21 protein-coding genes are annotated in these 22,932 nt (G+C 40.2%); 15 read left to right on the plus strand and 6 right to left on the minus strand.

Annotated elements, in window-relative coordinates:
* Positions 1–141: 141 nt before the first annotated feature.
* Together P2W71_RS05465 and P2W71_RS05470 are read right to left on the minus strand one after the other, a co-directional pair.
* Positions 142–960: a tetratricopeptide repeat protein gene (locus P2W71_RS05465; RefSeq protein WP_276368103.1), complete on the minus strand. Its 819-nt coding sequence runs from the start codon at positions 958–960 to the stop codon at positions 142–144.
* A 49-nt stretch (positions 961–1,009) separates the two neighbouring features.
* Entirely contained in the window at positions 1,010–1,324 is a 315-nt protein-coding gene (locus P2W71_RS05470; protein ID WP_276368104.1) for an HU family DNA-binding protein, read from the minus strand.
* A 107-nt stretch (positions 1,325–1,431) separates the two neighbouring features.
* On the opposite strand from P2W71_RS05470, the gene mutY reads away from it, so the two are divergent.
* The 6 genes from mutY to P2W71_RS05500 all read left to right on the plus strand — a co-directional run bounded on the left by mutY (position 1,432) and on the right by P2W71_RS05500 (position 7,092).
* Positions 1,432–2,499 (plus strand): A/G-specific adenine glycosylase, encoded by a 1,068-nt coding sequence (gene mutY, locus P2W71_RS05475; protein WP_276368105.1) that lies wholly within the window; start codon positions 1,432–1,434, stop codon positions 2,497–2,499.
* 55 nt (positions 2,500–2,554) lie between these two features.
* The gene (locus P2W71_RS05480; protein WP_346659943.1) at positions 2,555–2,995 is read left to right on the plus strand and encodes a single-stranded DNA-binding protein; all 441 of its coding nucleotides are present in this window, start codon (positions 2,555–2,557) and stop codon (positions 2,993–2,995) included.
* A 22-nt stretch (positions 2,996–3,017) separates the two neighbouring features.
* A complete protein-coding gene (locus tag P2W71_RS05485) occupies positions 3,018–4,064 on the plus strand; it encodes a CNNM domain-containing protein (protein ID WP_276368106.1) in 1,047 nt (348 codons plus the stop codon).
* Positions 4,065–4,127: 63 nt separating this feature from the next.
* Complete coding sequence (gene gldD / locus P2W71_RS05490) at positions 4,128–4,748, plus strand: gliding motility lipoprotein GldD (RefSeq protein WP_276368107.1); 621 nt, start codon at positions 4,128–4,130, stop codon at positions 4,746–4,748.
* Between the two features lie 18 nt (positions 4,749–4,766).
* The gene (locus P2W71_RS05495; RefSeq protein ID WP_276368108.1) at positions 4,767–5,672 is read left to right on the plus strand and encodes a hypothetical protein; all 906 of its coding nucleotides are present in this window, start codon (positions 4,767–4,769) and stop codon (positions 5,670–5,672) included.
* Positions 5,673–5,733: 61 nt separating this feature from the next.
* A complete protein-coding gene (locus P2W71_RS05500; RefSeq protein ID WP_276368109.1) occupies positions 5,734–7,092 on the plus strand; it encodes a dipeptidase in 1,359 nt (452 codons plus the stop codon).
* Between the two features lie 15 nt (positions 7,093–7,107).
* Here P2W71_RS05500 and P2W71_RS05505 read toward each other — a convergent pair whose 3' ends face one another.
* Positions 7,108–8,169: a PA0069 family radical SAM protein gene (locus P2W71_RS05505; RefSeq protein WP_276368110.1), complete on the minus strand. Its 1,062-nt coding sequence runs from the start codon at positions 8,167–8,169 to the stop codon at positions 7,108–7,110.
* A 98-nt stretch (positions 8,170–8,267) separates the two neighbouring features.
* On the opposite strand from P2W71_RS05505, the gene P2W71_RS05510 reads away from it, so the two are divergent.
* The gene (locus P2W71_RS05510) at positions 8,268–9,146 is read left to right on the plus strand and encodes a pyridoxal-phosphate dependent enzyme (RefSeq protein ID WP_276368111.1); all 879 of its coding nucleotides are present in this window, start codon (positions 8,268–8,270) and stop codon (positions 9,144–9,146) included.
* Positions 9,147–9,153: 7 nt separating this feature from the next.
* On the opposite strand, the gene P2W71_RS05515 is transcribed toward P2W71_RS05510, so the two are convergent.
* Positions 9,154–9,753 (minus strand): 2'-5' RNA ligase family protein, encoded by a 600-nt coding sequence (locus tag P2W71_RS05515; RefSeq protein ID WP_276368112.1) that lies wholly within the window; start codon positions 9,751–9,753, stop codon positions 9,154–9,156.
* Between the two features lie 127 nt (positions 9,754–9,880).
* Here P2W71_RS05515 and fumC point away from each other — a divergent pair, with 127 nt between their 5' ends.
* The 6 genes from fumC to P2W71_RS05545 all read left to right on the plus strand — a co-directional run bounded on the left by fumC (position 9,881) and on the right by P2W71_RS05545 (position 16,954).
* A complete protein-coding gene (gene fumC, locus P2W71_RS05520) occupies positions 9,881–11,278 on the plus strand; it encodes a class II fumarate hydratase (protein ID WP_276368113.1) in 1,398 nt (465 codons plus the stop codon).
* Positions 11,279–11,332: 54 nt separating this feature from the next.
* Positions 11,333–11,968, plus strand: coding sequence for an Ezrin/radixin/moesin family protein (locus P2W71_RS05525; RefSeq protein ID WP_276368114.1), 636 nt, complete (start codon positions 11,333–11,335; stop codon positions 11,966–11,968).
* Positions 11,969–12,112: 144 nt separating this feature from the next.
* The gene (locus tag P2W71_RS05530) at positions 12,113–12,871 is read left to right on the plus strand and encodes a hypothetical protein (RefSeq protein ID WP_276368115.1); all 759 of its coding nucleotides are present in this window, start codon (positions 12,113–12,115) and stop codon (positions 12,869–12,871) included.
* Between the two features lie 4 nt (positions 12,872–12,875).
* Positions 12,876–14,576, plus strand: coding sequence for a single-stranded-DNA-specific exonuclease RecJ (gene recJ, locus P2W71_RS05535; protein WP_276368116.1), 1,701 nt, complete (start codon positions 12,876–12,878; stop codon positions 14,574–14,576).
* Between the two features lie 2 nt (positions 14,577–14,578).
* Positions 14,579–15,358, plus strand: a complete 780-nt coding sequence (gene lptB, locus P2W71_RS05540; protein ID WP_276368117.1) for an LPS export ABC transporter ATP-binding protein — start codon at positions 14,579–14,581, stop codon at positions 15,356–15,358.
* 72 nt (positions 15,359–15,430) lie between these two features.
* A complete protein-coding gene (locus P2W71_RS05545) occupies positions 15,431–16,954 on the plus strand; it encodes a GH3 auxin-responsive promoter family protein (RefSeq protein ID WP_276368118.1) in 1,524 nt (507 codons plus the stop codon).
* 3 nt (positions 16,955–16,957) lie between these two features.
* Here P2W71_RS05545 and P2W71_RS05550 read toward each other — a convergent pair whose 3' ends face one another.
* Positions 16,958–17,569: a DUF5698 domain-containing protein gene (locus P2W71_RS05550; RefSeq protein WP_276368119.1), complete on the minus strand. Its 612-nt coding sequence runs from the start codon at positions 17,567–17,569 to the stop codon at positions 16,958–16,960.
* 23 nt (positions 17,570–17,592) lie between these two features.
* Positions 17,593–18,966: a DNA repair protein RadA gene (gene radA / locus P2W71_RS05555; RefSeq protein ID WP_276368120.1), complete on the minus strand. Its 1,374-nt coding sequence runs from the start codon at positions 18,964–18,966 to the stop codon at positions 17,593–17,595.
* Between the two features lie 107 nt (positions 18,967–19,073).
* Between radA and P2W71_RS05560 the strand changes: the two genes are divergently transcribed.
* Positions 19,074–21,014, plus strand: a complete 1,941-nt coding sequence (locus P2W71_RS05560) for a transglutaminase domain-containing protein (protein ID WP_276368121.1) — start codon at positions 19,074–19,076, stop codon at positions 21,012–21,014.
* 6 nt (positions 21,015–21,020) lie between these two features.
* Positions 21,021–22,931: a DUF3857 domain-containing transglutaminase family protein gene (locus tag P2W71_RS05565; RefSeq protein WP_276368123.1), complete on the plus strand. Its 1,911-nt coding sequence runs from the start codon at positions 21,021–21,023 to the stop codon at positions 22,929–22,931.
* Position 22,932: the final 1 nt, after the last annotated feature.

The raw sequence follows: 22,932 nt of genomic DNA on the forward strand, positions 1-22,932 counted from the left end.
TAGGCTGGAACATTTCCAGCTTATAGCCGGTAAACCGGCTATTTCTTCTTATGCCTGTTTTTTCTCAGACGCTTTTTACGCTTGTGCGTGGCCATTTTGTGTTTCTTCCTTTTCTTTCCACTAGGCATAGTAATGTGTTAATTATTTTAAATCCTTCAGATACGAATCTACCGTTGCTTGCACAGCAGGATCGTTATCCATTTGTTTTACTTTTTCAAACTGTTGTTTCGCTCTTGCCTTTTCACCCGTATTCATCAATGCAATGCCCAGCAATAGTTGCGCTTGTGCATGATCCGGATTAATTTTTATCAACTCCTCCAATCTTTCAATAGCCCTCTCATGCTGACCGGATTGAATTGATAGCATTCCCATATTAAGGAGTGCAGCTTCATTTTTTGGATCATCAGCCAGAACTTCTCTCAACATCGTAACACCTTGCATAGGGTTTGACGAAACATAAGTCATTGCCAATTTCGTTTTCACATCCAGATTTTTAGGATTCACATCCAATACCTTTTTGAAAAATGCACGCGCCTTTTCTGCCAGCTCATTTTGCTTGGCCTGATCTAGTGCGAAGGTATAAGCCTGGTAATATTGATCACCTGCCTTGATCCAACTTTCAGTCGTATTAAAGAACTTCGAAGCCTCCTCGGCGAACCATGCAGCGCTGTCAAATTTGCTCGCGCGCTGATACAGGTTTGCTAAAGAGTCGGCAAAGATAGCATTTTTTTCTTTCGGCAAGCGTCCATCCATCTGGACCCTCAACTGGCTGATGGCATTTTGAATTTCGGGTGATACTTCAGTATGCATCTCTTCTGTAGTCTGACCCGGCGAAGGGGCAGGACCATTCCCGTTTTCTGATATTTCTGCTTCGTTATTTACTACAACTTTTGGCAACAGGAATATCAGCCAGATTACGATAGCACTACCAACAACTAACAGAATACGAGTTTTGAGCATTATTTACGTGCTACACGATGGGTGTGGAGATTATAAGATTGTTATTAATTCAGTTTGGAGATTTTTCTTCCAGTTGCTTTACCTTGTCGCTGTTTTTAATCTTGTTTACAAAAATCTTTGCGGGTTTAAAGCTTGGTACAAAATGCTCGTCAATAACTAAAGCGGTATTACGTGAAATGTTCCGGGCAATTTTTTTCTTGCGTTTCTTGTTGATGAAACTCCCAAAACCACGAATGTAAATGTTATTCCCATTGGACATGGAACTCTTTACAACGCTAAAAAAAGCTTCTACTGATGCCGTTACATCAGCTTTGTCAACCCCAGTCTTTTCTGCGATTTCGTTAATAATGTCTGCTTTGGTCACTGTGTTATATTTTTAGTCTAGTACGTTTGAAAATTTACGGGAGGGCAAATTTAAATGCCGACTTCAGAATTAAAAATGAATATTGAAAAAATCTGATACTCAGGAGGATGGACAACCGATATTTCTCTGATAAAGTCGTTGAATGGTATAAAAGTAACAAGCGCGACCTTCCTTGGCGGGATACCCAAGATCCTTATAAAGTCTGGTTGTCAGAAATTATTTTGCAACAGACAAGGGTAAACCAGGGAATGCCTTACTACTTAAAGTTTGTCGAACGGTTTCCTACCGTGCAGGAATTGGCTGCCGCCACCGAGCAGGAGGTACTTCGGTTGTGGCAGGGATTAGGATATTATACCCGTGCCCGAAATCTGCACAAGTGTGCTAAAGTTGTGGTGGCGTCTTATGGAGGCGTCTTCCCTAACACTTTTGAAACACTTTTGAAACTCCCCGGGATTGGAGAATATACGGCGGCTGCCATTGCATCGTTTTCCTTCAAAGAGCCGGTGGCCGTTGTAGATGGGAATGTCTTTCGAGTATTGTCTCGGGTATTTGGTATTGAAGACGAAATAAATAGTCCAGAGGGAAGAAAAATTTTTACCACGCTGGCGAACAGCCTTATCAGCAAAAAGTATCCTGATTTTCACAATCAGGCGATCATGGAGTTCGGGGCTTTACATTGTGTGCCGAAAAATCCCTTCTGCAGCAGTTGTAGTTTTCTTCAGTCGTGTTTTGCGGCAAAACACAACTTACAATCAGCATTGCCCAGAAAAATCAAGTTGAAGTCTGCTCGAAGGAGGTATTTCTACTATATCGTGTTTCAAAAAGGAAAATCTTTAATGATGAAGCGACGGGCCGATAAAGATATTTGGGAAGGTTTATTTGATTTCCAATTGATTGAAAAGCTTAGGTCTATAAAGCCTGAGAAAATACTATCTGAATTTCAGCAGGCTTATAGAAAGCCTGTTGAGATTGAAGAGGTTGAAATTTCGCGTGATTACCGGCATGTGCTGAGCCATCAAGTTATCAATGCCAAGTTTATCATTATAAAGCTTCGAAAGTCTCCGCCAATCAAGGATAAAAATTTAAAATTCTATACTTTCGAAAAAATATACGACTTGCCAAAGCCTGTGCTGATTACCCGCTTTTTATCAGACTATAAAAACTTTTATAGTTGATTGGAGAATGGTACTTTTACCAAGTCGTTATGTATCACTTTAAACAATTATTAGTATGTCAGGAGTAAATAAAGTTATTCTGGTAGGCCGCTTAGGCAAAGATCCAGAAGTTAGAAATCTCGAAAACGGTGCAACCGTCGCCAATTTTACCGTGGCCACATCGGAAAGTTACAAGGACAAAACAACCGGCGAAAAAAAGGAAATCACAGAATGGCACAATGTTGTCACTTGGAGAAGTCTTGCTGAAATTGTACAGAAGTATCTTCACAAAGGCGACATGGTCTATATAGAAGGCAAGTTGAGAACCCGGTCATGGGAGAAGGAGGGTGTGACCCGCTATACCACAGAAATAATTGCTGATAATATGACCATGCTTTCCTCAAAAGGAAGCGGCAGCAGTGCAAGCTCAGGCTATAGCTCAGCGGAATCAAGTTCTGCCGACAGCTATCGTGCTCATGCACCAGTTGATAATAGTACAGACGATTTACCGTTCTGATGTTTCATCAAATAACCCCTGAGTGAAAGAGCCTCCCAGTTATTCCTTACTGTTAAGTATCTTTTCAGATCAGGGGTTATTCTATATTTTAAGTATTGGCGGAATAGCCTTTCTGCTACTCCTTTCCTCCATTGTGTCTGCTTCAGAAGCAGCATATTTTTCATTCACCTCCCATCATCTGGATAGGTTCAAAGCCAACGTTGATAAACGCAATAATTTAATAGCCGAACTGCTTGGACGGCCGCGTCTGTTGCTGGTGTCCTTTATAGTTCTAAATACTTTTGTCGACGTAAGTATCATCACCATTTCCACGTCTTTGGTGTGGGAAATTGCGAGCACCTTAAAATCAAAAGTGGAAGTAATTCTTTTAGCGCTATTCCTGTGCATTGTTGCAATTGCTGTTGTTGGTGAAATTATTCCCAGAATTTACGGTGTAAAAAACAACATTCGGGTAGCACAACGGACTGTCTATGCCTGGAGGGTGTGGATTCAAGTGTTAAGACCTTTTTCGGTTTTTATTATAAAAACCGGACAGCTCCTGGAAAAAAAAATGGACAAAAGCGGTATTCAATCAGGAGCCAGCGCATTAAGTCATGCGTTAGAACTAGCCGCAGAAAATACGCTGGAGTCTGGTGGCGATACACTTTTCCTTAGGAGACTAGTGAACTTCGGCACGTTAACCGTGAAAGAAGTTATGAGACCAAGACATCAAATCTCCGCAATTAAAACAGAAATGAATTTTCAGGAATTGATAAATTATATAAGTAAAACCGGGTTTGCCCGAATTCCTGTTTACCGGAAAAGCATTGACAACATTGTTGGCGTTTTATATCCAAAAGACCTACTACCTTTTATTGAGGAAAAACATTACCCTTGGCAAAACTTAATCCGGCCTGGTTTCTTTGTGAATGAATCGATGAGAATTAGCTCTCTCTTGAAAGACTTCCAGGAAAAGCATGTCCACATGGCGATAGCCCTCAATGTTTCGCTAAACACCGTAGGCTTGATAACATTGGAAGATATCGTTCAGGAAATCATGGGCAACGTAAAAGAACATGAGATAAAATAGTATTTAGGGTAATCCAATAAAGAAATTCAAAACGAGGAGTTACTTTTGTTTGTGCCCAGTAAAATGAATTTGCCTCAGAAAAATATTTTTACTAATCTGTTAAAAAGGAAAGATTTAATCTTTTTAGGAATAGGGCTCTGCTTAATCTTTACTTCATGCCAACAAGATTATTCGCCGAAGCCGTTAGGTTATAACCGGTTAAACTTGCCTGTACCTTCCTATCAATCACTTCCGGATTCCTTGCCTTATACCTTTGAATATTCGGTGCACGCAAAATTACTCGATGACACTTCAGCCATCAGTGAAAGGTTTTGGATTGAGATTTATTATCCCGGAATTAAATCCAATGTTCATATCACGTATAAATCTATTCCTAGCAAAACAGTATTAAAAGAATTTTTAGATGATGCTTATACGCTTACTTCAAAGCATCAAATCAAGGCCTATGCTATCAATGAAGTGATTACAAAAACACCACATGGAAAAACTGCAGTTATAGCTGAGTTGGAAGGTGAAGTGCCCAGTCAGTTTCAGTTTACAGTTACGGATTCCGCAAAAAACTTTTTACGTGGCGCCCTTTATTTCAATACAAAAGTGGCAAACGATTCACTTGCACCTGCCATTGAGTATATGAAGAAAGATATCATGCATATGATAAACACATTGGAGTGGAAAACAAATTAATCATCATGCTCTTTTAAGATGAAGCTCCAGCATTTCAAATTGTATTTGGTTGGAGTGCTGCTTTGTGGCTGTCAGGGGTGGAATGGAGATGCCGACAAAATATATGAAAGCGGCAACTTTAAGCAATATTGGTATTCCGGAAAAGCAGAAATCAATTCTTATTCCTTAGATCAGTCCAGATACGGTGAGCAACGAAGTGGAAAGGCTGTCTTAATTTTTGTTACCGAAGATTTTTCCAAAAAGAAACACGTAAAATTGGATGATCCTTCTGAATCTGAAAGTGACAAAGTCAGCATTTTAAAATTAAATTTTACAAAAAATTTCTTAACTGGCATCTATCCGTACTCAATGATGCAATCGGTATTTACTCCCGTCAATCGCGAAGAATATCCGCACTCGCTCAAGTCGGTAATGTCTGCGCAGGAATGGTGCGGTCAAGTTTTTACACAAATGAATCTCAGGGGAAATCAGTTTGATGTAAAATCATTTTCATATTTTGAAAAAGAAGGAGATGCTAATTTCTCCTTAAAAAAAATGTTAATAGAAGATGAAATCTGGAACCTGATCCGTCTTGACCACACAGAGCTACCAACAGGCGAGATCGATATAATTCCGGGACTATTTTTTTCGCGTCTGAATCATGTCGACTTAAAGGCTCAACAAGCAGAGGCTTCGAAAGGCGAATCCAATAATTTGATAACTTATTCGATCTCGCTACCCGAGCAGCAGCGTAAACTCTCCATTCAATTTGAAAAGAACTTTCCCTACAAAATTTTAGGATGGACCGAAGAATTTGTAGAGCGCGGCAAAACCCAATACACCAAGGCATCTCTCGATAAGACATTAGTCACCGATTATTGGACCAAGAATAAAAATGAATTTCAATATTTGAGAGATTCGCTTAATTTGTCGTCGCCTCAGTAGATTTTAAACTTTAGCAGATATGCATTGTTCTGCCTAGATCAATAAACCTTAATTTGCTTCTATGATAAAAGAATATATTTTAAACAACAAAGATCGATTTTTATCCGAGCTTTTCGAATGGCTTAGAATTCCGTCTATCAGTGCTGACAAAAAGTATAAAAATGATGTTCGAAAAGCCGCTGAGTTTTTAGCCGACAAATTAAAAACTGCGGGAGCCGATAAAGTGGAAATCTGCGAAACTGCGGGAAACCCGATTGTATATGGTGAGAAAATTATAGATGCGTCCTTTCCAACGGTGTTGGTATACGGTCATTATGATGTGCAGCCCGCGGACCCTCTTGAACTTTGGACATCGCCTCCTTTCGAGCCTGTTATAAAAGATGAAAAAATTTATGCGCGTGGTTCATGTGACGACAAAGGCCAGGCTTACATGCATGTTAAGGCCTTTGAGGCGATGACCAAACTTAATCTTCTCACATGCAACATCAAGTTCATGATAGAAGGTGAGGAAGAAGTGGGTTCGGACAACCTGGGAATTTTTGTTACTAACAATAAGCAAAAATTACGAGCAGATGTGATTTTGATTTCGGATACTGCAATGATTTCATTGGAAAACCCTTCAATAACGACGGGGTTAAGAGGATTAAGTTACGTCGAGGTAGAAGTTAAAGGCCCTAATCGCGACCTGCACTCAGGTGTATATGGCGGGGCCGTTGCAAATCCCATAAATGTTCTTTGCTCCATGATAGCCTCGTTGCATGATAAAGATGGCCGAGTAACGATACCAGGCTTTTACGATAAAGTCGCAGAACTAAATGTATCTGAACGTACTGCTATCAATAAGGCTCCGTTTGACCTGACCGCTTATAAGGAAGAGCTTGGCATCAAAGATATTAAAGGAGAAAAAAATTATAGTACACTTGAGCGCACAGGTATACGGCCAACATTGGATGCAAATGGAATTTGGGGAGGATACATAGGCGAAGGGGCTAAAACAGTATTGCCTTCAAAAGCTTCTGCAAAGATTTCAATGCGGCTTGTTCCCAATCAGGTTAGTAGCGAAATTACGGAGCTGTTCACAAAGCATTTCGCTTCTATAGCGCCTGATTATGTAACTGTCAAGGTCAGCCCTCTGCATGGTGGCGAGCCCGCCGTAACACCAACCGATTCAAGTTCTTATAAAGCAGCCAGCAAAGCGTTCGAAGAAGTTTTTGGAAAGACTCCCATCCCCATGCGCGATGGTGGAAGCATCCCCATTGTCGCATTATTTAAAAAAGAACTTAATCTTGATACCGTTCTCATGGGTTTTGGTTTTGACACGGACGCAATCCATTCGCCCAATGAACATTTTGGTGTAAAGAACTTCACCTTAGGTATCGAAACCATTATTTGTTTTTACAAACATTTCGGCAAGAAGTAGTTTTTCCGACGTCTATTAAAACAAATTTAAGTTGCCGCCTTTTCTAAATTTAGTTAAATCTAATGGTGGCATGGATCTATCTGCAAAGTACTTTTTCTTTGATGTACTGAACAACTGGTGAACCGCTTCAGCATAGTTACCTGCTCCCGTCATTCGTCTTCCAAATGTTGAGTCGTTTACTTGTCCCCCATGGACAGCACTGATCTGATTCCATACCTTATCAAATCTATCAGGAAAATTTTTCCTTAGCCAATCTTCGAAGATTTTCCCAATGCTGCCATTTAACCTAACCATAGTCATGCCGGCACCGAGCGCGCCGTGATCGGCTGCAGCTTTGAGTACGGCAGGAATTTCATGATGGTTTAACCCAGGAACAATTGGAGCATTCATGATTCCGACCGGTATGCCGGCTTTGGCAAGCGTCTCCACTGTTAGCAATCTTTTTTTAGCACTTGCCGTCCGTGGTTCCATGGCCCTGCGCAGGTCTTCATTTAAAGTGGTTATCGATATATGAATTTGGACAAGATTATCTTTAGCAAGATCGGACAGGATATCAATATCTCTTGTTACCAGACTGTTTTTTGAGATCATACCAACGGGGTGCCTATACTTTGCAAACACCATGAGCAATTTGCGGGTTATCTCTAGCTTTCTTTCAAGTGGCTGGTAACAATCGGTATTGCCTGAAACCATGATTGGTGTTGCATGCCAGTCAGGATGCATTAAGAATTTTTCTAACAATGCAGGGGCATTTTCCTTTACCACGATCTTACTTTCAAAGTCTAAACCTGCACTAAACCCCCAGTATTCATGCGTATTTCTGGCGTAACAATAAATACATCCATGCTCACATCCCTGATACGGATTTAGGGAATACATTCCTGCCAAGTCAGGACTCTCAACCTTATTTACAATTTTTTTAGCGTTTTCATAAAATACCTGCGTCGTAGGCGCCGAAAGCAACGGTTCATCAAGTCCTTCAATGTGATCAGTAACGTATTGTGCTTTTAAGAACTTGTTTTCGGTTTTAATTTGCGCTCCTCTTCCTTTGAAATAATCCACTTTCTCCTCTTCCATAAACTAATATTTTTAGTTGAAACACTAACAATATTAGTGTTTCTGATTTGCTTGGGCAATTTTTTCAGGAAAATATTTACTTTTAAATCGAGAATATAATGTTACACTATCGAGACACTCCAGTTCAGAAAATTCACGATGAAGTACTCGAAAGAGCGCAAGTAAGCCTGCTCATTAAGAGAGAAGATTTGAATCATCCTTATGTTTCTGGAAACAAATGGTGGAAATTAAAATACAATATTAAAGATGCAGTAGATAACAATTTTAAGACGTTAGTCACATTTGGGGGTGCCTATTCGAATCATATTTTTGCAACTGCAGCGGCGGCATCAGAAGTAAATCTTAAAAGTGTTGGAATAATCCGTGGCGAGCGGACTTTGCCGTTAAATCCTACACTCTCGTTTGCTGAGCAGAAAGGCATGAAGCTATACTTCATACCACGGGAAGCCTACCGGGAAAAAAAGATACCAGAACGACTTCTTGACGAATTGGAGGATCCATATGTTATTCCCGAAGGAGGGTCAAACTTGTGGGCAGTAAAAGGGGTTAGGGATTTCGCCGACACACTCAAGTGTGAATACGATTACCTTTGCTGCCCGGTTGGTACTGGTGGAACACTGGCGGGACTTATTGAGCAAGTGAACGTGAGAAAAATTATTTTAGGATTTCCTGTTTTAAAGCAAGCTGACTTTTTAATAAACGAAATATTGAATCTTAGTAAGAAAAGTAAAGATGCAACCAACTGGCGCTTAATGTACGACTATCATTTTGGAGGGTATGCCAAAACGACGTCACAGCTTTTAGAGTTTATTGAGCGTTTTAAACTTCTTCACAACATTCCACTCGAATTTGTATATACCGCCAAGATGATGATGGGAGTTTATGATCTGATCGGGAAAAATTTCTTTAAACCAGGTTCTACTATTTTGGCTATTCACACTGGCGGACTTCAATTACAGAATGGCAGCCCGGAGTAGTAGGATTTTATTTTCTGAGTGTTTCTTTGCTTCCCATCAATTGAAAATCCTGAAACACTTCCCAAACTGCACCCGAATGTTTCAGCAACGCAATTTTATCGGCAAGGAAAGCTGCCTGATAGTTTTTTTCTGCAAATTCTTCCCAAGCTTTTTGATAATTGGGTTTCTTAAGATCTCTAAATGCCAGGGTTAAGTGAGGATGAAAAGGTTGTTCTTTATAATTTGCATTGAAGAGGTTTAGCTGCCTTTTGAAATACCGTTCAAGATTCTTTTGCAAACTTTCAAGTTCAGGAGTTATTTCAACATTGATAAAAATCACGCGCGGAGGAAAAGATGAAAAGCCATTCAGCTTAATCGTAACAGGTAGGTTTTCGCGGGCAAACTTTGCCAAATGTGACGCGAGTTCATCCTCATTTTTCTCAACCCATTTAAAAGGCATATGGAGCGTAATGTGAGGGGGCGAATTCAAAGAAGCCTTACTATTATACTTCGTCTTGAAATATACCTTTTGTTCGAACGCCTCCTCATAAATGGGTGAGGGGGGTACGATAGCAATGAAGTATTGCTTTTCTACCTTATCTTTTTTTGATGCCTTTCCCACATTCATATTTAATAAAGGTAAGGTTAACAAATCATCTTATTACCATTAAATCGATGTTTATGGTCCCTTCACTTAATTTTACGATTCATTTTCGTTTATCCTTTCCTATTTTTATGCCACAAATTAAAGAAACATGACTTATCGCATTGAGAAAGACACCATGGGTGAAGTTAAGGTACCAGCCGATAAATATTGGGGTGCTCAAACCGAACGATCACGCAACAATTTTAAAATTGGTCCGGAAGCCAGCATGCCGAAGGAAATAATATATGCGTTCGCGTACCTTAAAAAAGCTGCGGCGCAGGCAAATCATGAGTTGGGTGTTTTGCCAGCCGACAAAAAACTACTGATTGAAAAAACGTGCGATGAAATTTTAACTGGAAAACTGGACGGCGAATTTCCATTGGTAATTTGGCAAACAGGGTCTGGCACCCAAAGTAACATGAACGTGAATGAGGTCATTGCGTATCGTGCTCACGTCTTGCAAGGGGGGAAACTAGATGATGAAAAAAAGATTCTGCATCCTAATGATGACGTAAATAAATCACAATCATCCAATGATACATTTCCGACCGCGATGCACATTGCGGCCTACAAGCAAGTGATTGAAATCACGTTGCCTGGGATGAAGAAATTAAGGGATACGCTCGCACAGAAATCTGCATCTTTCAAGAATATTGTTAAAACAGGCAGAACACATTTCATGGATGCTACACCGCTTACCCTGGGCCAAGCATTTTCAGGATTTGTTCAACAATTAGATCAAAGCATGCGGGCAATAAAAAACGCTTTGGAAGTTGTTCGCGAACTCGCGCTCGGTGGAACTGCAGTCGGCACCGGACTTAATGCGCCTAAAGGTTACGATGTACTGGTGGCCAAAAAGATTGCTGAACTTACCGGTTATCCCTTCATCACAGCACCCAATAAATTTGAAGCATTGTCGGCTCACGATGCCATGGTAGAACTTTCCGGTGCACTCAAACGATCTGCTGTTTCGTTGATGAAAATTGCCAATGACATTCGTATGTTAAGCTCCGGACCCCGATGTGGTATCGGTGAAATAATCATCCCCGATAATGAGCCAGGATCGTCTATCATGCCCGGAAAGGTTAACCCTACTCAGCCTGAAGCGCTCACGATGGTGTGTGCTCAAATCATCGGTAATGATGTAGCCGTGTCAATCGGCGGCGCGACTGGCCACTTTGAATTAAACGTTTTCAAGCCCCTCATCGCCTATAATGTTCTTCAATCATCCAGATTGCTTGGAGACGCATGTGTATCCTTCACGGAAAAATGTGCAGAAGGTATCGAACCAAATCATGAAGTGATTAAGAAGCATTTGGAAAATTCTTTGATGTTGGTAACGGCATTGAATACCCATATCGGTTATGAGAATGCTGCAAAAATTGCTAAGACTGCGCACAAGGAAAATAAGACTTTAAGAGAAGTTGCTGTTGAGCTTGGTTTATTAACGTCCGAACAGTTTGACGCATGGGTTAAGCCGGAGAAGATGGTAGGTAATCTCGACTAGTTGAGCATATTAATAAAATTTGTACCTTTAATTTAAATTTTTTAACCTACCAGAATGAAAAAAAGTATCATCGTATTCTTCTGCTTAGCGTTGATCGTTGCGTCGACGCAAAGCTTTGCTCAGCTTTCCAAAAAAGAGAAGAAAGAGTGGAAGAAAAAAGCTAAGGAGTATGCCAAGAACCCTGCAAACCTAAAACAACTCGAGGAAGATAAGCAGGCTGCCGATAATAACGTGTCGACGTTGAATCAAAAAATGACGCAGATGCAGTCTTCCATTAGCGAAAAGGATTCGAAAATCGCGGAACTTGAAGACCAGCTTTCTCAAGTTCGTGGACAATTAACCGCAGCAAATGCAGAACTAACTTCTCTTAAAGAAAACCCTTCAAACTCTATGGATTTTTCTAAGGGAGTTGTTTTTAAAGTTCAGATCGGCGCATTTAAAAATAAGAATCTTGCAAAGTACTTCGAGAATAATCCAAACTTTGGTGGTGAAGCAAAAGACAAAGAACCTCAAAAGTTGACGATAGGCGTATTTCGTGACTATTGGGAGGCTGATACTTTTAAGAAGTACATGCGGGAAATGGGTGTTAAAGACGCTTGGATCGTTCCATATCAGGATGGGCAACGCGTAGAAATTAAAGATGTACTAGAGGGAGTAGTGGGCGATAAACCCGCTCCTGAGTCAAAATAAATTTGAAAATTTCTGTTTTTATAAAGCAGTGCGCGAGTGCTGCTTTATTTTTTTATAAATGGCACGCAGGTTGTGTTAACTTTATTTTCATAACATTATTATACAGGCTTGTTTGTAAGGATGACCAATTTCAAAGTTCTTCTTTTGCTGTTACTTTTATCCCATCCATTATGGGCACAGGTTAGAGTGAGTAAGTTGGTTATCAAATCCAAGGAGACTTACGTTTTAGATCAATCGGATATTTTGGTAGCCGATACGTTGGTGATGATGGATTCATCCCGTCTTGTGTTGAACAAACTGAAAACCGATAACTTCATTCGAACTAAAGTCACGATAATAGGCAACTTTTGTACGATTGATGGCAAAGGCGTTGCAGGTAAACCCGGACGCCAGGGAAGAAGTGGATTATCTTACAATGCGCCTTGTCGTGACGGATTACCTGGCGGGCCGGGAACAAGAGGATTGGATGGAAGACCGGGGGTAAATCTTTTTCTGTATCTTGAAAAGGTTACTATAAGAGGTCCACTTATTATTGACCTTTCAGGCGGGGATGGAGGTCAAGGTGGCCCTGGAGGAAGTGGTGGCGGAGGAAGTCCAGGTACTCTGCACTGCAATGGAGGAAAAGGTGGAAATGGAGGTGATGGTGCTCCAGGTGGAAATGGAGCCGCCGGGGGAAACTTGGTATTATCGAGTCCGAAGATCAAATTACTTGAGCCCGCCATTGGAACTAAAATAGTGATTAGAATAAGTGGAGGAAACCCTGGTGAAGGTGGCCGCGCTGGCTATCATGGTGGTGCTGGTCTAGGCCCTCGTGGTAAAAATGGTAAGAATGGTGAACCTGGGGCGGAAGGAAAAAGTGGAAGCACCGGAGTTGAAGGCACTTTAAAATTTGAATCCAACTAACGGCATGAATAAACGATGGGTAATAAAGGAACTCCCTGAGAAAACTCAGATAGAATTGCTATCTCAGGCCATCAACATAAATTCTTATCTCGCTGCCATTCTAATTCAGCGGGGCACGGCTGATTTTGAAAGTGCTCGAAATTATTTTCGGCCATCCTTGAAAGAATTGCATAACCCCTTTCTCATGAAGGGTATGGAGAAAGCAGTGACGCGTTTAAAAAAAGCAATCGACTCAAAAGAAAAAATTCTTATATACGGTGATTATGATGTGGATGGAACGACGTCGGTAGCACTCGTGTACAGTTATTTAAGCAAGTTCTACCCACATTGTGAAGTGTATGTTCCCGACCGGTATGCAGAAGGTTACGGGATATCACTTGCAGGTGTTGAGTACGCCGAACAACAAAACTTTACGTTGGTTATAGCCTTGGATTGTGGTATTAAATCATCCGAACTTGTAGACTTAGCCACACTTAAAGGAATCGATTTTATAATTTGCGATCATCACCTTCCTGGAGATGACATACCCAACGCAGTGGCTGTATTGGACCCCAAACAAGAAACTTGTGATTACCCTTATTCTGAATTGAGTGGATGCGGGCTGGGATTTAAGTTTATGCAAGGGTTCGCTCAAAAGCATCGTTTTGAACACGAGTTATACGAATACCTAGATTTGGTAGCCGTCAGCATCGCTTCAGACATTGTTCCCATCACTGGTGAAAATCGCATCCTTACTTATTTCGGACTTCGGCAATTGAATGAAAATCCTCGCCCGGGGTTAAAAGCTTTGAAAGAAATTTCCGGAATAAAAGGTGACCTCGATGTTTCAGGAATTGTATTTACACTTGGTCCCCGTATCAATGCTGCCGGCCGGGTTGCGCATGCACGAGGTGCTGTGGAGCTTCTAGTATCTCAGACAGAGGAAGAAGCCAATTCACTCGCTGAAAGACTAAACTTGAAAAATGAAATTCGAAAGCAGTTTGATTCCGATATAACTGTTGAAGCACTTGCAATGATTGAGAGTAATGAAATTCTTCGCAGTGCTAAGTCAACTGTTCTCTTTAAGAACACCTGGCATAAGGGAGTGATTGGTATCGTCGCAGCACGGTGTGTCGAAAAGTATTATCGTCCAACGGTTATCTTAACTGAGTCAAACAACAAAATCACCGGATCCGCCCGAAGTGTAAGTGGTTTTGATTTATACAGCGCAATTTTAGAGTGCAGCGATTTATTAGAAAAATTTGGAGGTCATAAATACGCAGCTGGACTTACACTGGATGCCACTAACCTGGAGCTTTTTCAGCAAAAATTTGAACAGGTTGTATCATCCACTATCACCGAGGCTATGCTGACACCTGTCGTTGAAATTGATATGCCAATATATTTTGATGTGATCACGCCGAAATTTGTAAATATCCTTAAACAAATGGCGCCGTTTGGTCCGGGAAATCCAAGGCCGTTATTTGAAGCTTCGAATGTTTATGTCTTCAACTCGCTTTCCAGTTTCAAAGACAAGCATGTTCGGTTTTTAGCGAAGCAAAGTAATAATGAAAATGTGTTCCAGGTAGTTGGCTTTGACATGGCAGAACATTACGACAGTTTAGCGCGTGGAGATGATTTTAAAATGGCCTTCACGATAGAAGAAAATACTTTTAATGGTTCGACGAGTGTTCAACTAAGAATTAAAGACATCAAATTTTCCTGACGATGATTTTGCGCGCGGAGCATTTAATGAAGAAATATAAAACCCGAACAGTGGTAAATGACGTTTCCGTTGAGGTGAGACAAGGCGAAATTGTTGGTCTATTAGGTCCAAATGGCGCAGGGAAAACAACATCTTTCTATATGATCGTTGGCCTCATCAAACCAAATGAAGGCCGCATTTTTCTGGATGATGAGGAAATAACGCCGTTACCGATGTATCAACGTGCACGGAAAGGATTAGGATATTTAGCTCAGGAGGCATCTGTTTTTCGAAAACTTACGGTTGAAGAAAATATCATGTCAGTATTGGAAATGCGCTCATTTACCAAGCAACAGCGCAAGGAGAAAGTAGACATGCTGGTTGAAGAATTCAGTCTTCAAAAAGTGCGGAAGAACTTAGGGATGTCTTTGTCTGGAGGTGAAAGACGAAGAACGGAAATCGCCCGCGCCTTAGCCGTTGATCCGAATTTTGTTTTGCTCGATGAACCCTTTGCAGGAGTGGATCCTATTGCTGTCGAAGAAATTCAATCGATCGTCTCACGTCTCAAAAGAAAAAACATCGGCATATTGATAACCGATCACAATGTTGATGAAACTCTCTCCATCACAGATAGGGCATATCTGATGGTAGACGGAAAGTTATTTAAGGCAGGTACTGCAGAAGAACTTGCCAGCGATCCGCAAGTAAGAAAAGTTTATCTGGGACAAAATTTCGAATTGCGAAGATCAAAAGTTGCTCAGCAGGCCAATGACAGTTGGTCCGATCCTTCAGAAGCAATTTAATTTTAATACCCGCACTTTATTAGGCTGCTAAATCATAACAGTTTATTATTTTTGAAGTTAACGTAAGCTATTATGGGCCTGATTAATTCAATTTTGACATGGGTGATGAAAAAGCGCATCCATCAAATTGAACTGTTCATAAAGTACCCTCACGAAGTCCAGGAAGAACTGTTTAAAAAACTAATTCAAACTGCTAAAAATACTGAATTTGGAAAGCAGTATGATTTCTCTTCGATTACCACCTACGAGCAGTACAGGGAACGTGTTCCCATTCACACGTACGAAGAAACATTTCCATACATAGATCGCTTGATGAAAGGCGAACAAAATATTCTCTGGCCTTCCGAAATAAAATGGTTTTCAAAATCGTCAGGAACAACTAATGCCCGCAGTAAATTTATTCCAGTCTCCCAGGAAGCGTTAGAAGATTGTCACTTTAAAGGGGGGAAAGATCTGCTCTCCATTTATGTAAACAACTTTCCTGATACAAAACTTTTTGATGGTAAAGGTCTAGCGGTTGGCGGCAGTCATCAAATGAACGAATTCGATCCGTCGGCATCTTCATACTACGGCGATGTATCTGCAGTTATCATGCAAAACCTGCCGCCCTGGGCTCAATTCATAAGAACGCCGAGTTTGGAAACAGCTTTGATGGGGAACTGGGAAGAAAAGATTGAAAAATTAGCACAAGAAACAATTAAAGAAAATGTAACGAACATCGCCGGAGTTCCAACCTGGACTGTGTTGCTTATTCAACGCGTGACGGATATGGCGATGAAAAAAAACATTCTCGAAGTCTGGCCAAATCTTGAAGTGTTCTTTCATGGTGCTGTTGCATTTGCGCCTTATCGAATGCTCTTCAAATCTCTTATTCCATCCGATAAGATGCAGTACTGGGAAACTTATAATGCCAGTGAAGGTTTTTTTGGTATACAGGACCAGAAAGACACAGAAGATCTTCTGCTCATGCTCGACTACGGAATATTTTATGAATTTATTCCCATGGAAGAATTAGAAAAAGAGAATCCAAAAGCTATACCGTTAAGTGAAGTTGAATTGGATAAAAATTACGCGTTATTAATCTCTACAAATTCTGGATTGTGGCGATACAACATTGGAGATACTGTTAAGTTCACATCAAAATATCCCTACCGGATAAAAATCTCCGGAAGAACCAAGCACTTCATGAACGCCTTCGGTGAAGAAGTGATTGTTGAAAATGCAGAAGCAGCCATAACGAAAGCCTGTGAAATGACAGGGGCCGTGATCGATAACTTTACCGCCGCACCAATTTATTTGAAGGAAGGGAAACAGGGTCGCCACGAATGGATCATCGAATTTAAAGTACCTCCAATTGATCAGGAAGAGTTTACAAGGATACTTGATCAAACGTTACGCGAAATCAATTCCGATTATGATGCAAAGCGTGCTCAGAATTTAGCACTGATTGCGCCAAAAGTCCATAGCGCAGGCGAAGGAACATTTTATAACTGGATGAAACGTCGCGGAAAGCTGGGCGGTCAAAATAAAGTACCTCGCCTGGCAAATTCCCGCGAATATGTAGATGATATCTTAAAGATGATGGAGGAGGTTTAACCTTTACCAATCGCTTCTGATACTTCGTAACCAGGATACCAGACTCCAACGCGTCGACTGTTCAGCAATAGTTCCAATTTCCGCTGCGCGATTAACTTTTTCTACTGTGTAAAAAGCAGTGGGAAGAATCTTTTTCAGCGTTAATAGCAGTTGCTCGAGGTCCTCACGCTCTAATACAGTAAAAACAAGATTTTCATGCCCATCAGGACCTTCCGCATTCACATGCGTGTATCTATGCCGTTTAGAATTAAGGTAACCAAGTAGCTCATTAATTCCTTTTCTTGTAATAATTCGCACAATTACTTTTCCGTAGGCGATGCGTTCTTCGATAATCATTCCCACGAAAATACCGGTTGCAAAACCCGCGGGATATGCTACATAACATATCCAATTATCCAAGTGCTCAAAGATTTGACGAATTGCCATGAGCCAAATAAAAGATTCAAAAAAACCTAAAAGCGTAGCTGTAAAACGACGACCACCCAAAACATAAATAATCCGGATCGTATTGATAGATACATCCCCAATGCGCGCAATAAATATGAGCAACGGCAATAAAATGTAACTAAACACATTTGGTGATATGCCAAGTGTTTCAGTAAAAAAATTCTCCATAATCTACTTTTCCTAAATGTTTTTTATCCAAACAAGTCCTGAAACACATCATTCAATTGCCCAAATGATTTGACACCTATTTTAAACTTTTTAAAATCAACGGATTTATGGCTGTATTTAGAAATATAAATTTCCTGAAAGCCTAACTTCTCAGCTTCGGAAATTCTAAGATCAATTTTATTCACAGCCCTCAGCTCTCCACCGAGACCTATTTCTGCGGCAAAGCAAATTTTATCGGATATAGAAATCTCTTCCATAGAAGAAATAATAGAAATGCATGCTGCCAAGTCAATGGCTGGGTCTTCTACCCGAATACCTCCGGCAATATTTAAAAAAACATCCTGCATACCCATTTTGAATCCACAACGCTTTTCAAGTACAGCAAGCAACATATTCAACCGCTTATGATCAAACCCTGTGGGCGTGCGTTGTGGAGTTCCAAATGACGCGGGGCTAACAAGGGATTGAATTTCTATTAGCAATGGCCTGTTCCCTTCTAGTGTGGTTCCAATAGTTACTCCGCTGATTGGTCCGTCCTTTTGCGAGATCAGTATTTCCGACGGATTCGAAACTTCACGCAACCCTGTGCCTACCATTTCATAGATTCCAATTTCAGACGTTGATCCAAATCGATTTTTTGTTGTGCGCAAAATACGATAGGATAAATGCCGGTCTCCCTCAAATTGAAGCACTGTGTCAACCATGTGTTCCAATACTTTCGGGCCAGCCAGCAAGCCATCTTTGGTGATATGTCCAATTAAGAAGACTGGCGTCTCTGTCTCCTTTGCAAATTTCATTAGTTCTGCGGTACACTGCCTAACCTGCCCGATGCTTCCAGGCGCAGAGTCAAGCTGATTGGATTGTAAAGTCTGTATGGAATCAATTATCACTATCGCAGGCTGAATTTCCTCGATCGCTAAAAAAACATTTTTTGTATTTGTTTCCGTAAGGATGTAAAAGTTTTGAGACGTGTTTCCCAATCGCTCTGCCCGCATCTTTATTTGTTGCTCGCTTTCTTCACCAGATACATACAGCACGCGATGAGACTTTAACTGTAGGCCTACCTGCAGCATTAGGGTTGATTTGCCGATGCCTGGTTCACCGCCCACTAATACCAACGATCCTGGCACAATTCCTCCCCCTAATACGCGATTTAATTCGTCATCGGTAGAAGATAACCTTACCTCCTCGGTTGTTTTTATTTCCTGAAGAGTTCTCGCTTTGAGAGTTCTCGATCTTGAAGATTCCTGGCGCCATTCATTTCTATTGCTTTCTTCCTTCACCAAAAGTTCCTCCACAAAAGTATTCCAGGCACTACATGATGGACATTTTCCTAACCATTTTGCAGACTCATACCCGCAGGATTGACAAAAAAATGATGTTTTCGATTTGGCCAAGTTTTTTTCGATTAATGGTTTGGTTACTATAATCTTACAAAGGAGATAAAGTTGCACGATTTTTTTATAACTTTTCAATTACCAAACCTTAAACCTTAACCAGTTGTATGAAATCAACATTTCTAGTGACATTAGTATGTCTCAGTATGAACTTTGCCTCCGCTCAAAAATCCCCTATTAAATATGGCGTAATTCCTCTCGAAGATTTAAAAATGGTTGTTTACGATAAGGATTCATCTGCGTCTGCCGTTATCTTAACCGACTATGGAGAAGCGTATATTTCAGTCACCTCAGCATCTGCAAAGTTAAATTTCGAACGACATGTCCGGATTAAAATTTTAACAAAGGATGGTTTAGAGTGGGCTAACGCGGCAATTCCTTTATATCATGCCAATTCCAGTGAGGAAAAAGTATATAGGCTGAGAGCATCCACTTATAATTTAGAAAATGGCAAGTTAGTGGAATCTGAAATGTCCAAGGATGCTGTTTTCAAAGAAAAGTTTAATCGTTATATAAATCTGCAAAAATTCACATTGCCAAACGTAAAAGAGGGTTCGGTCATTGAATATACTTATACCGTTTCTTCAGACTATCTTGCAAATTTTCCCAATTGGCAGTTTCAGTATGAAATACCAGTACGATGGAGCGAATATTGGGGCATGTTCCCTGATTTTTTCATTTTTGAAAAATACATGCAAGGCTACATTGCCCCTACTTCTTATGAAGTAAAAAATAAGACAGCTGCAAACTTCAATACCCAGGCGCATCACTGGATTTCTAAAGATGTCCCCGCTTTTAAGTCTGAACCCTTTATGACAAGTGAAGATGACTATGTGTCGAAAATTAATCTGGCACTATCGCATATTAATTTTCCGGGACAACCTGTACAGGAAATAATGGGAACTTGGTCTAAACTTAATAGCAGATTACTTGAAAGTGAAAGCTTTGGTAAGGCCATAACCGGCTCGGGATTCTTAAAGAAGAAAGCGGAGGAAGTGACAAGTGGCATAACCGATCCTCTTCAAAAGGTCACAGCAATATTTAATTATGTACAAAAAAATTTGGAATGGGACGGTACGAAGGATACGTATGTGGACAATCTCAAAAAAGTGGTGGAGGACAAAAAAGGAACTGCCGCCGACATCAACATTATTTTAGCATCAATGCTTGAGAAAATAGATGTCGCGTTTGACATGGTTTTAATAAGCACACGTGATCACGGATTTATTCGCCAGCAATACCCTATGGAAAAGCAATTTAATTATGTCATATGCATGGTGAAAATTGGCGACAAAAATTTCTTTCTCGACGCAACGGAGAAATACCTTCCTATGGGGATTTTACCGGAACGTTGCTTGAATGGGGAAGGCCTAGTTATTTCTAAAAACAATCACGGTTGGATAGCTATCGATGCAAAAGCGAAGGCTCGTACACATATAAATTCGGAACTTTCGCTCAACGAAAATGGAGAATTAAAAGGAAAGGTAAATTACACATGCGATGGATATGATGCTTTTAGGCTTCGTGCGGATTATCATAAAAAGGGTGAAGCCGATTTTGTGAAAGAGTTTCTTGCAGACAAGAACTGGGAAATAGCAAAAAGCGAATTTCAACATGTCAATGAAATTGACCAAACTATCAAACAAACACACGAGTTCACAATAAATGAATACGGCACCTTGGCTGGCAATGTGATTTACCTAAATCCATTTGTGACAGGCCAAACAAAAGAAAACATCTTCAAATTACCGACCCGAGAGTATCCAGTCGATTTCGGGAGCGCTATTGAAAAAACTTATTTATCAAGAATTGCAATTCCTGAAGGATTTACTGTTGACGAACTACCGAAACCAAGGGTTATTATTCTTCCCAATAATTCAGGAAAGTATACCTACAACATTACCCAAATGGGCAATCAATTAAATGTTGTAAGCATTATGCAAATAAATAAAAGCCTTTTCATTCAAGACGAATATCCTTACCTACGGGAATTTTATAATCAAATTGTTGCCAAGCAGGCAGAACAAATTGTATTGAAGAAAAAATAAGATGTTATGCGAAAGTGTATTCTTCTGTTAATCGTCCTTCTGGTAGTCTTACATACAAATGCCAAGGAAGATCCACGTTATCCCGTTTCCGAAATACCTGAAGACATGAAAACAGGTATGTATGCCGTTATCCGCGAGCAGGAAATAATGTTTGAAATAAATTCCGAGAAGAATGCAACTACGTATGGCCGCTTAGTTATAACCATACTCAATGCAAACGCATTATCGTATGCAAAGAAAATTTTATTTTATGATAAATTTAATATTATCAAATATTTTAAGGGAACAGTATACGATGCAGACGGAAAAGTAATCAATAAGTTAAAAGCTTCTGAAGTATATGACCAAAGCGTTTTTGATGGATTTACCTTGTATAGTGATAACCGATTAAAAAAAGCTGACCTTTCCCAAGGTAGTTATCCCTACACTATAGAATTCGAGTATCAAACGGAACACAAGGCGCTGCTGTATGTTCCTGATTTCGATTTATATGAAGATGATGAAATATCGATTCAAAAATCCAAATATACACTCGTATACCCACCTGCCTTAAAGCCTCGCTATGTTTTATTTAAAATTCCCGAACCAAAGGTCAGTAACAACAACAACAAAGAGGTTCTTGAATGGGATTTTAAAAACATTAAACCTGACAAGTTTGAAAAGCTAAGTCCTGATTTTGATCGTATAATCCCAAACATTTCCGTCGCACCAAATGCATTCGAGTTTGATAAATATGCCGGACGCATGGATACTTGGGACAACGTTGCCAAGTGGATCATCTTATTAAACAAGGATCGAAACATTTTGCCGGAGCAGACAAAAAAACATATCCAGAATCTGACTAAGAATGCAAAGACAACTGAAGAAAAAGTAAAGATTCTTTATGAATACCTTCAGTCCAAGACGAGGTATGTGGGTATTCAATTGGGTATTGGCGGCTACCAACCTTTTGAAGCATCGGTCGTCGACCAAACCGGGTATGGCGACTGCAAAGCCCTTTCTAATTATATGGTTAGCATGTTACGTGAAGTGGGTGTTAAAGCTAACTACACGCTTATACGAGCTGGGGCAAATGAGCCGGGGATGAATATCGCTTTCCCAAGTTTACAGTTTAATCATGTTGTTGTAGCAGTTCCAAACCAGGCGGATACGATATGGCTCGAGTGTACAAGCCAAACTAATCCCTTTGGCTACGCGGGAGATTTCACCGGGGATCGTTACGCACTAATGATTACCGATGATGGAGGCAGAATTGTCAAAACGCCAAGTTATGATGCGAATGACAATACACAGACCCGCACGGCCGACGTCTATGTGTCGCTTAGTGGAGATGCAAAAGCAAAAGTAAAAACAACGTACCGCGGGCTTCAATATGAAAATAACGACCTTAATTCCATTCTTAATGACCAATATGACGACCAGAAAAAGTGGCTGCAAAAAAATGTAAAGATTCCAGCTTTTGATATTGACAAGTTTAGCATGATTAATAATAAGGACATCATCCCGTCGGCAATTGTAAATACCGATTTAATATTAAAACGTTTTGCAACAATCAGTGGTAAACGAATTTTCCTGACGCCAAACCTGATGAATAAATCTTCGTTTATTCCAGAAAAATTAGAGGTTCGAAAAACAAATGTCGTGATGCGTAAACCCTTTACACATCTTGATACAATCCGATACCATCTTCCAGAAGGCATCTACCCTGAATTTTTACCGGAAGCCACGACAATGAAATCGCAATTCGGAGAGTATGAAACGATTTACCAATTAGATCAGGGAAGTTTGGTTTATATTAGAAAACTTAAAATAAACAAAGGAGAATATCCTGCAGATGCTTATAAAGATTTTTCAGAATTTTTTAAGAATATAAACAAGGCAGACAATACTAAAATAGTTTTTCTTAGCAAAACCTAGG

This window comes from Chryseolinea sp. H1M3-3, assembly GCF_029360725.1.
GTDB lineage: Bacteria > Bacteroidota > Bacteroidia > Cytophagales > Cyclobacteriaceae > Chryseolinea.

Coding starts and splice junctions, on each gene's coding strand:
- P2W71_RS05565 (WP_276368123.1), top strand. CDS start 21,021: ATGCGAAAGTGTATTCTTCTGTTAATCGTCCTTCTGGTAGTCTTACAT.
- P2W71_RS05465 (WP_276368103.1), bottom strand. CDS start 960: ATGCTCAAAACTCGTATTCTGTTAGTTGTTGGTAGTGCTATCGTAATC.
- mutY (WP_276368105.1), top strand. CDS start 1,432: ATGGACAACCGATATTTCTCTGATAAAGTCGTTGAATGGTATAAAAGT.
- P2W71_RS05515 (WP_276368112.1), bottom strand. CDS start 9,753: ATGAATGTGGGAAAGGCATCAAAAAAAGATAAGGTAGAAAAGCAATAC.
- P2W71_RS05545 (WP_276368118.1), top strand. CDS start 15,431: ATGGGCCTGATTAATTCAATTTTGACATGGGTGATGAAAAAGCGCATC.
- gldD (WP_276368107.1), top strand. CDS start 4,128: ATGAATTTGCCTCAGAAAAATATTTTTACTAATCTGTTAAAAAGGAAA.
- P2W71_RS05500 (WP_276368109.1), top strand. CDS start 5,734: ATGATAAAAGAATATATTTTAAACAACAAAGATCGATTTTTATCCGAG.
- fumC (WP_276368113.1), top strand. CDS start 9,881: ATGACTTATCGCATTGAGAAAGACACCATGGGTGAAGTTAAGGTACCA.
- P2W71_RS05480 (WP_346659943.1), top strand. CDS start 2,555: ATGTCAGGAGTAAATAAAGTTATTCTGGTAGGCCGCTTAGGCAAAGAT.
- P2W71_RS05495 (WP_276368108.1), top strand. CDS start 4,767: ATGAAGCTCCAGCATTTCAAATTGTATTTGGTTGGAGTGCTGCTTTGT.
- lptB (WP_276368117.1), top strand. CDS start 14,579: ATGATTTTGCGCGCGGAGCATTTAATGAAGAAATATAAAACCCGAACA.
- P2W71_RS05505 (WP_276368110.1), bottom strand. CDS start 8,169: ATGGAAGAGGAGAAAGTGGATTATTTCAAAGGAAGAGGAGCGCAAATT.
- P2W71_RS05550 (WP_276368119.1), bottom strand. CDS start 17,569: ATGGAGAATTTTTTTACTGAAACACTTGGCATATCACCAAATGTGTTT.
- recJ (WP_276368116.1), top strand. CDS start 12,876: ATGAATAAACGATGGGTAATAAAGGAACTCCCTGAGAAAACTCAGATA.
- P2W71_RS05560 (WP_276368121.1), top strand. CDS start 19,074: ATGAAATCAACATTTCTAGTGACATTAGTATGTCTCAGTATGAACTTT.
- P2W71_RS05510 (WP_276368111.1), top strand. CDS start 8,268: ATGTTACACTATCGAGACACTCCAGTTCAGAAAATTCACGATGAAGTA.
- P2W71_RS05525 (WP_276368114.1), top strand. CDS start 11,333: ATGAAAAAAAGTATCATCGTATTCTTCTGCTTAGCGTTGATCGTTGCG.